Raw genomic sequence first — 11,210 nt, forward strand, 5'->3', positions numbered from 1 at the left:
TGTCCCGGATGCGCGGCTACGGCCGCGCTCCCCGTGAGGACCGGTCCGGGGCCGGCCACCCGCCCCGCGCGCTCGTCGTCGCCCTGCTGCTCGCCTGCGCGAGCCTGATGGTGCTCGACAGCAGCGGCAACGGCGCGCTCGACCCGGCCCGCCGCGTCGTCGGCGAGGCCGTCGGACCCGCCCAGGCCGTCGCGGACGGCGCCGTACGCCCGCTGGTCGGGCTGTCGGACCGCTTCGAGAGCCAGGACGACCTCCGCGGCGATCTCGCCGCCCTCGAGGCCGAGAACGCCGACCTGCGCGCGCAGGTCCGCACCGCGCCCTACGACGCCGCGCGGCTCGCCGAGCTCGAAGGCCTCACCTCGGCCGCGACCGACCTCGGCCAGGCGCTCGTGCCAGCCCGGGTGATCGGCGTCGGTCCGTCGCAGTCGTTCTCGAGCACCGTGACCATCGACGCCGGCTCCGACTCCGGCATCACCCCCGACCTCACCGTCCTCAACAACGACGGCCTCGTCGGCCGGGTGCTGCGGGTCACCGCCACCACCGCCACCGTGCTCCTCATCGTCGACCCCGACTCCACCGTGGGCGGCCGGATCGCCGAGAGCATGGAGCTCGGCTTCCTCAAGGGCCGCGGCGTCCTCGGCAGGACCGGCCGGCTCGACCTCGAGCTCGTCGACGAGACCGTGGTCCCGCGCAAGCGCGACACCGTCGTCACCTGGGGCAGCCCCACCGGCGACAGCCCGTTCGTGGCCGGCGTGCCGGTCGGGCAGGTCGTCTCGGTCTACTCCAGCCTCCGCGAGACCTCGCAGCGCGCGGTGATCGACCCGTTCGTCGACTTCGCCGCCCTCGACGTCGTCGGGGTCGCCGTACCGTCCGGCACGCGCAGCGACCGCGCCGTCGTCGAGGCCGACGGGAGCCTGCGATGAATCCCACCGTCGCGGCTCGCGCCGTCCTCGCCACGCTCGTCGTCGGCGTCGCCCTGGTCCTGCAGACCACCGTCTTCCCGCACCTCGCCTGGCACGGCATCGGCCCCGACGTCGTGCTGCTCGTGGTGGTGGCGGGCGGCCTGGCCCGCGGCGCCCACTTCGGCATGGTGCTCGGCTTCGGGGCGGGCCTGCTGCTCGACCTCGCCCCGCCCGCCGACCACGTCGCCGGCCGCTGGGCGCTCGCGCTGCTCGTCGTCGGGTACGTCGCCGGGCGGGTCCGCCAGGACGCCCCCGCCGGCGTCGGGGGAGCGCTGGCCGCGGTCGCCGCCTGCTCGTTCCTCGGCACCTCCGTGTTCGCCCTCAGCGGTCTGCTGCTCGACGACCGCGCCGCCGGCATCCCGGACCTGCTGGAGGTCGTGCTCGTCGGTGTCGTGTGGGACCTCGTGCTCGCCCCGTTCGTCCTGCCCGCGGTCACCTGGGTCCTTGCCCGCCTCGAGCCGGACCGGGTCCCCGCCCGATGACCTCGGCCGTGCCCACCCGGGGTGGGCTCCGCCTCCTGGTGATCCAGGCCCTCGTCTTCTCGCTGTTCGCCACGCTCTTCGTGCGCCTCTACTACCTGCAGGTGGTCAGCGGTGACGAGTACCAGGGCCGCGCCGCCGCCCAGTCCGTGCGCGAGATCGTCGTCCAGCCGACCCGCGGCCTGATCGTCGACGACCAGGGCCGGCCGCTCGTCGCCAACCGGCTGACCTGGGTCGTCTCGCTCGACCGCACCGTGCTCGGCAAGCTGCCTGCCGACGAGCGCAAGATCCTGCTCCGCCGCGTCGGCAAGGTCATCGACGTCAAGCCGCGCCGGATCGAGAAGAAGCTGCTGTCCTGCGGCGCCGAGGACGCGGAGCCGGGCGTCTGCTGGAACGGGTCGCCCTACCAGCCCGTCCCGGTCGCCCAGGACCTCCCGCAGGAGGGCGCCCAGCGCCTGCGCGAGCAGCCCGAGGACTTCCCGGGCGTCGTCGTCGCGCAGGAGAGCGTGCGCGCCTACCCCCAGCCGTTCGGCATCAACGCCGCCCACCTGCTCGGCTACCTCAGCCCCATCACCGAGGACGAGCTCGACACCGCCGAGGACGGCGGGGACCGGTCGGTCAACGGCGCCTCGGTCGTCGGCCGCGCCGGCATCGAGCAGCAGTACGACTCCTGGCTGCGCGGGATGCCCGGCTACCAGCAGGTCGAGGTCGACTCGATGGGCCGCGTGATCGGGGACGAGGCCGACGTCGCGGCCCAGCCCGGCGACACCCTCGTCACCTCGATCGACGCCAAGGTGCAGAAGGTCGTCGAGCGCCAGCTCCACGAGATGATCACGACCGCCCGGGCCACCCGCGACCCCGTCACCGGCCGCAACTTCGTCGCGGAGTCTGGCGCCGCGGTCGTCATGGAGGCCGACACCGGCCGCATCGTCGCCATGGCCAGCCAGCCGACGTACGACCCCTCGGTCTGGGTCGGCGGCATCACCAAGAAGCAGCTCGCCACGCTCTACTCCGAGAAGGCCGGTACGCCGCTCCTCGGCCGCGCGACGCAGGGCCAGTTCGCCCCCGGGTCGACCTGGAAGCCCTTCATGACCGCGGGCGCGCTGACCCACGGCTACTCCACCGACACGACGCTGCCGTGCTCGTCGTCGTTCCGGGTCGGCAACCGCGACTTCCACAACCACGAGTCGGCCGCCTACGGCAACATCACCTTTGCCAAGGCCCTCGAGGTCTCCTGCAACACCTTCTTCTACCGCGTCGGCTTCGACTACTGGCAGCAGTACGGCTCCGACGCCGACGACGTCGACGCCAAGGACCCGCTGGTCGAGGAGGCCGAGAAGTTCGGCTTCGGCAGCGAGACCGGCATCGACATCCCCGGCGAGGCCGCCGGCCGGATCGCCGACCGTACGTGGAAGCTCAGCTACTACAACTCGATGAAGAAGTACTACTGCGGCATCGCCGACAAGCCGCAGGACGCCGACACGAGCGACTTCGTCTACAAGTTCTCGCGCGAGTTCTGCATCGAGGGCAACAAGTACAAGGTCACCGACGCGGTCAACTTCGCCATCGGCCAGGGCGACACCATCGTCACGCCGCTCCAGCTGGCCCGCGGCTACGCCGCGATCGCCAACGGCGGCACGCTCTACGCCCCCCGCGTCGCCCGCGCCGTCGTCGCGGCCGACGGCACCGTCGTCCGCAGGATCGCGCCGAAGGTCACGGGCCGCGTCGACCTGCCGCCCGGCGTGCAGGGCTACATCGACGAGGCGCTCCAGGGCGTCACCCGCGAGGGCACGATGGCCTGGAAGATGGGTGGCTTCCCGCTCGACCAGGTGACGATCCGGTCCAAGACCGGCTCGGCCGAGGTCTACGGCAAGCAGTCGACGTCGTGGGTGGCGTCCTACTCCGACGACTACGTCGTGGTGATGATGATCAGCCAGGCCGGCACCGGCTCCGGCGCCTCCGGGCCCGGCGTCCGCAAGATCTGGGAGTCGCTCTACGGCGTCCAGGAGGACCAGGTGCGGCCCGCCAGGGCGGCCATCCCCGGCACCGTCCCGCCGGGCCGGCTCCCGTCCTTCCGCGCCGACGGCACGATCCTGCCGCCGGCGGTCGACCCGCGCGCCTCCGAGGACAGGGACTGACATGAGCCTGCTGACCCCCGCCAAGCCCACCGGCTCGTCCGGACCCGCGCCGTCGCCGGGCCCGCTCGGCCCGCTCGGCCCGCTCGGTCGCGTCCCCGGCCTCGACCGCCTGCTCCTGCTGGCGGTCGTCGCGCTCAGCGTCATCGGCTGTCTGCTCGTCTGGTCGGCCACCAGCACCCGCGACGACCTCACCGGCGGCGACCCGCGCGCCTACCTCGAGAAGCAGGTCCTCAACGTCGCCCTCGGCCTCGGCCTGCTGTTCGTCGTGCTGCTGACCGACCACCGCTGGGTGCGGATCTTCGCGCCGCTGGTCTACGTCGCCTCGATCGGCGGGCTCGTCCTCGTCCTCACCATGGGTAGCGTCGTCAACGGCTCGCGCTCGTGGCTGATGTTCGGCGGCCTGTCGATCCAGCCGTCGGAGTTCGCCAAGCTCGCGGTGGTCATCGGGATGGCCCTGGTCGTCGCCGAACGCTCGGAGTCGCGGCGCCTCAAGGGGGCTGACGGGGCCACCGGCACCGACGTGCTGCTGATGCTGCTCATCGCCGGCGTGCCGGCCACGCTGATCCTGGCCCAGCCCGACCTCGGCACCATGCTCGTGCTGAGCGCCACCGTCTTCGGCGTCCTCGCCGCCACCGGCTGCGCCCGGCGGTGGCTGGTCCTGCTCGGCGCCACCGGCGTGGTCGGTGCCGTCGCCGCTGTGGCCGGCGGACTGCTCGAGCAGTACCAGGTGGACCGCTTCCTCGCCTTCACCGACCCGACCCTCGACCCGCGCGGCGCTGGCTACAACGTCGAGCAGGCGCGGATCGCCGTCGGCAACGGCGGAATCTTCGGCCAGGGGCTCTTCGACGGCTCCCAGACCCGCTCCGGCTTCGTGCCCGAGCAGCACACCGACTTCGTCTTCACCGTCGCCGGCGAGGAGCTCGGCCTGCTCGGCGCCGGCGTCATCATCGCGCTGCTCGGCGTCATCCTGTGGCGGGCGCTGCGCATCGCGGCCCGCACCGACGACGTCTTCGGTCGCGTCGCCGCCGCCGGCATCGCCTGCTGGTTCGGCTTCCAGGCCTTCCAGAACATCGGCATGTGCCTCGGGATCATGCCCGTGACCGGCGTCCCGCTGCCGTTCGTGTCCTACGGTGGCAGCTCGATGTTCGCCTCGATGATGGCCGTCGGGCTGCTGCTCAACATCTCGCGCCGTGCGGCCGAGGCGCCGGCGGCGCGGATGCAGCCGTCGTCGCGGGTGTTCCTGCGCTCCTGACGCCACGCCCGACCCAGGGTGCGTCGCTCTCCAGGGCCGTCCGGACCCGAGAGTGACCCACGGTGCGACGCGTTCGCCGCCTGCCGGAACTCGGAAGTGACCCACCATGGGTCAGTTGGCTCCACGGAGGATGTGTCGAACGCGACGCAGGGTGGGTCACGTCGCGAACCGATGCTGCCGACCCTCGTCGCACCAGGCACAATGACCCCGTGCTGACGGTCCGGGTCCTGCCGCGCGAGGGTGTCACCCTCCGCGCCGCGGCCGCGACCGTCGAGGTGACCGCGGCGCTGGCCGCGGGCCACCTGTGGGCCGGCGGCAGCCTGCCGTCCCTGCCGTGGCTGGCCGTGATGGCCGCCGCGGTGTTCGGCACCGGGCTGTTGGTGCTGCGCGGTCGCGTGCGGCCGCGGGTCGCCGTACCCCTGCTGGTGGCGGCACAGCTGCTGCTGCACGCCTGGCTGACGGCACTCACGATGGGCACCGACCCGATGGGTCACATGGCCGCCGGCGCGCACGCCGGTCACGCGCACGCGCTGCTCGACCCGTCGATGCTCGTCGTCCACGTCGGCGGCGGGCTGCTCACCGCACTCCTGTGGGAGCTGCGGGCGCGGGCGGGCGAGGTCGTCGTGACCTGGACCCGGCAGCCCCTGCCGCCGCTGCCGTCCCTGCGCCTGGTGCCGGCCCCGGTGCCCGCGCCGTCGGCGTTGCTGAGCCGGTTCGTGGTCGCGGCCGCACCGCGACGTGGGCCGCCCGCCGCCCTCGCCACCGCCTGACCCTCCACCGACCGTCCCGGTCCGAGGACTCGTCAGGCGTCTCCAGCCTGACCACACCTCACCCAGAACGGGACCACCCATGCCTACTGCTCGACGTACCTCCACGCGCGCCCTGACCCGGATCGGCGCCGTCGCCGGTGTCGCCGGCCTCCTCACCCTCGGCCTCGCCGGGCCGGCCTCGGCCCACGTGACCGTGACCCCCTCGACGACCGCTGCCGGGTCCTACTCCGTGCTGACGTTCAGCGTCGGCCACGGCTGCGAGGGCTCGCCGACGACCGCCGTCACGATCTCGATCCCCGAGGGGATCAACGCGGCCACGCCGACGCGCAACGACTACTACGACGTGACCAAGCAGGTCGCCAAGCTCGATCCCGCGGTCACCGACGCCGAGGGCAACGAGCTCACCGAGCGTGTCTCGACGGTCACCTACACCGCCAAGACGCCCCTGCCCGACGGCTACCGCGACACGTTCGAGGTGCAGCTGCAGCTGCCCGAGGACGCTGAGGGCGAGACCCTGAGCTTCCCCACGATCCAGACCTGCGCCCAGGGCGAGACCGCCTGGACCGAGATCGCCGAGGCCGGGCAGTCCGAGGACGACCTCGACAACCCGGCGCCGGCGTTCGCCGTGACCGAGGCGAGCGAGGGGGGCCACCACGACGCCGGGGCCACCCACGACGACGCAGCCGAGGAGGGCGAGGAGGGCGAGGCCGCAGCGGTCTCGACCGAGACCGGCTCCGCTGCGGAGACCCAGGAGTCGGCCGCCTCGTCCGACGACGACGGCAACGGGCTGGCGATCGCCGGGCTGGTGGCCGGCGTCGCCGGGCTGCTCGTCGGCGGCTTCGCGCTGCTGCGCTCGCGTCGTACGGCCTGACGTCCGCGTGATCAAGCGCGCGGCGCTGCTGCTCGCCGCCCTCGCCGCGGTCCTCGTGACCGTGGTGGGGGCGGCGGCGCCCGCGTCCGCGCACGCCACCCTGGTCGGCACCGACCCCGCCGAGGGGGAGGTGCTGGCCGCGACGCCCGACGTCGTGACCTTCACGTTCGACGAGCCGGTCTCGCTGCCGGCCGGCGCCGTGCAGGTCTTCGACGCTGCCGGCGAGCCCGTCGACTCCGACTCGACGTCGCGCGACACGGTGATCACCACCGACCTGCCCGACGAGCTCGCCGACGGCAGCTATGTCGTCGTGTGGCGGGCCATCTCCGCCGACGGCCACCCCATCGCCGGGTCCCTGACCTTCTCGGTCGGGGCGCCGAGCGCCGAGGTCGCGCCCCCGCAGCTGCCCGACGTCGACCCGGCCGAGGTGCGGTCGGTGCTCAGCGTCTTCCAGGGCCTGTCCTACGCCGGGCTGCTCCTCGCGTCCGGGCTGGTGCTGTTCCTGGCCTGGACGATGCGGGGGGTGCGCGTCGACGACGCCGTCGGCGAGCGGGTCCTCAAGGTCGCCTGGTCGGCCGCGGGGGTCGCGCTGGTCGCAGGGTTCGCCGGCATCCCGCTGACGGGCGCCTACCAGCAGGGCCTGGGTCTCGACCAGCTCGGCGAGTCGGCCGCGGTCGACCTGGCGCTCGTCGGTGACGACCTCGTCGTCCTCGGGCTGCAGGTGGTCGGTCTCGTGGTCGCGCTCACACAGCTGGCCCGGCCCCGGGTCGCGATCGCCGCTGCAGCCGTGGCGACGGTCTCACCCGCCGTGGTCGGGCACTCCCGTGCGATCGAGCCGGTGTGGCTGCTCGTCACCACCGACGTGCTCCACCTGAGCGCCGGCGCCGCCTGGTTCGGCGGGCTGGTGGGCCTGGTGCTGACGCTCCGGGCCCTGTCCGGACGCGAGCGCGACGCGGCCCTGGTGCTGAGCCGGTTCTCGGCGGTCGCGGCCGGGCTGCTCGGGCTGCTCGCCGTCACCGGGAGCCTGCAGGGGTGGCGGATCCTCGGCGGCTGGGACCCGCTGTTCGACACCACCTACGGCCGGCTGCTCCTGGTCAAGGTCGGCATCGCCGCCGTCGTGGCGGCGATCGCCGGGTTCAACCGCTGGCGGCTGCTGCCTGCGGCGACGGGCCGGTCCGGTGCCGCCGGGCACGGCGCCCGCCGGGCCTCGGTCCTGAGGGTGCGCGACGTCGTGCGCGTGGAGGCCGGGCTGCTCGTCGTGCTGCTGGGCGTGACCGGGTTCCTCACCAACCAGTCGCCGCGCGAGGGCCCGAGCAACCGCGCGCCCGTGGCCTCGCGCGTCGAGGTCGGCGTGCTCGCCGAGGACGCGGGCACCAAGGTGCTGGCCACGATGGCGCCGCGGACCCGCGGGCCCAACACGATCACCGTGCAGGTGCAGGACCAGGCCGGCGAGCCGCTCGACGGGTTCGCCGAGCCGACGGTGTCGGTGGCCTCCGCCGACGGGTCGGTCGACCTCGGCTCGCAGCCGGTCGTCCCGACCGACGCCGGCACCTACGTCGTCGAGACCGTCATCCCCGCGCCCGGGACCTGGGAGGTCCAGGTCAGCCTGCGCGCGTCCGAGTTCGACAACCCCGTGACCACCGTGAGCTTCGAGGTGTCCTGATGCGACCGACCTACCGCACGATCTCCCTCCTGGCCGCCGGCCTGATGCTGGCCGGCTCGCTCGCCGCCTGCAGCGACGACCCGCCGGTCGACGACGGCCGGCAGGTGCTCGGCCCCGGCGACGGCCAGCCCCACACCCACGACACGTTCCTCGGCGACGGCACGACCGCCGACGCGGGCGGCTACTCGATGGCCGGCCTCACGTTCCCGACCGAGTCGCGGGTGCCGAGCGACCTGACCTTCCAGATCCTCGACTCCCGCGGCGAGCCGGTGACGGAGTACGTCGAGGAGCAGACCAAGCTCATCCACCTCTACGTCGTCCGCGACGACCTCACCGACTTCCGCCACGTCCACCCGGTGCTCGGCGACGACGGCACCTGGACCGCACGGGTCGACCTCACCGACCCCGGCCGCTACCGCGTCGTCGCCGAGTTCGTCCCCGACGACGAGGAGCAGAACCCCGACGGCAGCCACGTCGTCCTCGGCGAGCGGGCCCAGGTCGCGGGAGAGTCCCCGGCCGTGCCCGACGAGCCGGGCCGCACCGGCAGCGACGGCATGGTCACCGTCACCGCCCCGGAGACCCTGCCCGCGGGCGAGGACACGCAGTTCGACCTCACCGTCTCCGACGGCGACCGTGGTGTCCTCAACCTCGGCACCTACCTCGGCTCCTACGCCCACCTCACCGGCTTCGACACCGCCACCGGCGCCTTCGTCCACGCCCACCCGCTCGGCACGCCGTCCATCACCGACGACGGCAGCGACCTCACCTTCCACACCGCCCTCGGCACCCCGGGCACGTACCGGTTCTTCGTGCAGGTGCGGGTCGACGGGTTCGTCCACACGGTGCCCCTGACGACGACCGTCGCCTGACGCCACCCCACGGCGGTCTCGACGCGGGCTCGCCGGGGGCTCGCCCGGCTCGACCACCGTGGGGCGGTGCTAGCCGTCGAGCCCGCTCAGGTCCGGCGGTACGTCGACCGCGTGCTGCCGCAGCACGTCGAGCGGCACCAGGGTCAGCACGGCGCGGCTGGTCGAGGCGAGCACAACCGGCGCGGCCGCGCCGTCGTCGTGGGCGCGCGCCCAGTTGCGCGCGGTGACGCACCAGCGGTCGCCGGGGTGGAGGCCGTCGAAGCCGTACATCGGCAGCGGTGTCACCAGGTCGTTGCCGATCGCCTGCTGGTGCGCGAGGAACTCCGGGGTCACGACGGCGCAGATCGTGTGGCTGCCCGGGTCCTGGTCCGACGGGCGGCAGCAGCCGTCCCGGAAGAACCCCGTCATCGGCTCGGTCCCGCAGGGTTCAAGCTCGTCGCCCAGCACGTTGAGGTCCGTCATGGCCACAGCGTGACACCTCGCGGGGTCGGGTGCGGCCACCGCGTCAGGTCCAGTAGAGCAGCGGCGCCCCGGGGAGCCGCTCGGCGATCGCGGCGGTGAACCAGGAGCGCATCTCGGCCATCACCTCGCGCGGGTAGACGTGCTTGACGCCGCCGAACTTGTTGCGCTTGGCCGTGCGCTGCTCCTCGTCCATCTCGAGGCGGGTGCGCGGGTACCACCCGAGCAGCACCTCCTTGCTCCCCGGCGTGAAGCGGTGGGTGATCGCCTCGACGGTGAGGTCGAGGTCGGGCACGCCGTCGAGGGTGGTGGCGACGTCGTCGAGCAGCCGGCCGTACGACGACCGCCAGTCCGCCAGGGGCATGATCGGCGCGACGGTGAGCCCGACGCGGTAGCCGGCCACGGCCATCCGCCGCAGCGCCGCCAGCCGCTCGGGCACGCCGGCGGTCCCGCCCTCGAAGCGGCCCGCGACCTCGTCGGCGTTGACCGACACCCGCATCCGGGTGCGGCGCCCGTGCGGCAGGGCGAGCAGGTCGTCAACCGCGTCGAACTTGGTGGTGAAGCGCAGCGACACGTCGTCGCCGTACCGCCCGGCTCCGACGCGCTCGATCGCCGTGCCGAGGGCTCCGGTCAGGTGCTCCAGCCCCAGCGGGTCGGTGTAGCAGGACAGCTCGAAGGTCGTGCCCTCGTGGCCGCGCGCCTCGGTGCCCGACGTGACGGACCCGCGGCCCGCGTGGGTGCCGATGCCGGCCAGGACGTCGTCGAGGTTGGCGTAGACCCGGGTCACCGGCGGGCCCTGGAGCGAGCCCGCCAGGTAGCAGTACTGGCAGTGCGCGGGACAGCCGCGCGCGAGGTCGATCTTCCAGTCGGCGCTGGGCGGGATGGGCTGCGGCTTGAGGACGCTCGCGGGGGCGACGACGACCGCGAGCGTCGCCTTGGCGCGGGCGTAGACCTCGCGCTCGCTGCCGTCGCTCAGCCCGACCAGCCGGTTGGAGCCGAGCACGCGCACGTCCTCGACCCCCGCGGCCTCGAGCCGGCGCAGGATCTCGGCGGTGTGCGGCTGCTCGGCGGCGGCCGGCGTGACCTGGACGTGCTGGGGGAGCCAGAGGCGGGGGCGGCGAGGCGCGGCGACGGTGCTCATCACTGGTCCCAACGAGTGCGACGTCGTCGGGCTTCCGCGCCAAGGGGTGGTCAGGACGCCGCCTCGACCGCCCGCACCGCGTCGAGCACCGTCGGCAGGAGCGCGTCGGCGATGACGGCGTAGCCCCGGCTCGACGGGTGGAACCGGTCGGCGGAGAACAGGGTCGCGTCGGTCGCGAACGCGCGCGACGCCACCTGGTCGCGGTCGGCGACGAGCCCGCCCTCCGCGACGACGGCCGACGCCTGCCGGGCCCGGAGCTGCTCGCCGGCCGCCCGCACGACCTCGCGCAGGAAGACCGGGACGTGCGGGACGGCGCTCAGGTCGGGCGCGGGGGCGACGACGACCTCCGCGCCACCCGCGCGCAGGCGTCGTACGGCGTGAGCCAGGTCGCGTACGGCGGCGTCGACCGGCACGAGGTGGGTGAGGTCGTTGGCCCCGACCACCACGAGCGCGACGTCGGGAGCCCAGGGCAGCCCCGCGTCGACCTGGGCGGCGAGCCCGGCGCTCCGCGCGCCCGGGACCGCGTCGACCCGGGAGGTCGCGGCGTGGCCGTGCGCGGCCAGGCCACCGACCAGCCTGGCGGCGAGCCGGTCCTCGAGGCGGGCC

The 11,210-nt window shown here is 73.9% G+C and carries 11 protein-coding genes; 8 read left to right on the plus strand and 3 right to left on the minus strand.

Features of this window, described 5'->3' with window-relative positions:
• Nucleotides 1-8: 8 nt before the first annotated feature.
• From mreC to Q7T52_RS07315, 8 genes are all read left to right on the plus strand, one after another.
• Nucleotides 9-923, plus strand: a complete 915-nt coding sequence (gene mreC, locus Q7T52_RS07280) for a rod shape-determining protein MreC (RefSeq protein WP_304800912.1) — start codon at nucleotides 9-11, stop codon at nucleotides 921-923.
• Nucleotides 920-1,444 (plus strand): rod shape-determining protein MreD, encoded by a 525-nt coding sequence (gene mreD, locus Q7T52_RS07285; protein WP_304800887.1) that lies wholly within the window; start codon nucleotides 920-922, stop codon nucleotides 1,442-1,444. The genes mreC and mreD overlap by 4 nt, the downstream gene beginning before the upstream one ends.
• 8 nt (nucleotides 1,445-1,452) lie before the next feature.
• Complete coding sequence (gene mrdA, locus Q7T52_RS07290) at nucleotides 1,453-3,579, plus strand: penicillin-binding protein 2 (RefSeq protein ID WP_304800889.1); 2,127 nt, start codon at nucleotides 1,453-1,455, stop codon at nucleotides 3,577-3,579.
• 1 nt (nucleotide 3,580) lies between these two features.
• A complete protein-coding gene (rodA, locus tag Q7T52_RS07295) occupies nucleotides 3,581-4,831 on the plus strand; it encodes a rod shape-determining protein RodA (protein ID WP_304800891.1) in 1,251 nt (416 codons plus the stop codon).
• A 209-nt stretch (nucleotides 4,832-5,040) separates the two neighbouring features.
• Complete coding sequence (locus Q7T52_RS07300; RefSeq protein ID WP_304800894.1) at nucleotides 5,041-5,601, plus strand: hypothetical protein; 561 nt, start codon at nucleotides 5,041-5,043, stop codon at nucleotides 5,599-5,601.
• Between the two features lie 79 nt (nucleotides 5,602-5,680).
• Complete coding sequence (locus Q7T52_RS07305; RefSeq protein ID WP_304800895.1) at nucleotides 5,681-6,472, plus strand: YcnI family protein; 792 nt, start codon at nucleotides 5,681-5,683, stop codon at nucleotides 6,470-6,472.
• Nucleotides 6,473-6,479: 7 nt separating this feature from the next.
• Nucleotides 6,480-8,135: a copper resistance protein CopC gene (locus Q7T52_RS07310; protein WP_304800898.1), complete on the plus strand. Its 1,656-nt coding sequence runs from the start codon at nucleotides 6,480-6,482 to the stop codon at nucleotides 8,133-8,135.
• Nucleotides 8,135-9,004 (plus strand): hypothetical protein, encoded by an 870-nt coding sequence (locus Q7T52_RS07315; RefSeq protein ID WP_304800901.1) that lies wholly within the window; start codon nucleotides 8,135-8,137, stop codon nucleotides 9,002-9,004. The genes Q7T52_RS07310 and Q7T52_RS07315 overlap by 1 nt, the downstream gene beginning before the upstream one ends.
• A gap of 69 nt (nucleotides 9,005-9,073) precedes the next feature.
• Here the strand turns inward: Q7T52_RS07315 and Q7T52_RS07320 are convergent, their stop codons facing one another.
• The 3 genes from Q7T52_RS07320 to Q7T52_RS07330 form a co-directional block, all read right to left on the minus strand.
• Entirely contained in the window at nucleotides 9,074-9,466 is a 393-nt protein-coding gene (locus tag Q7T52_RS07320) for a DUF2237 family protein (RefSeq protein WP_304800904.1), read from the minus strand.
• Between the two features lie 43 nt (nucleotides 9,467-9,509).
• Entirely contained in the window at nucleotides 9,510-10,604 is a 1,095-nt protein-coding gene (locus Q7T52_RS07325; protein WP_304800906.1) for a radical SAM protein, read from the minus strand.
• A 50-nt stretch (nucleotides 10,605-10,654) separates the two neighbouring features.
• On the minus strand, nucleotides 10,655-11,210 hold a 556-nt coding region (locus Q7T52_RS07330), incomplete at its 5' end, for a GDSL-type esterase/lipase family protein (protein ID WP_304800908.1).

This window comes from Nocardioides sp., from assembly GCF_030655615.1.
GTDB lineage: Bacteria > Actinomycetota > Actinomycetes > Propionibacteriales > Nocardioidaceae > Nocardioides.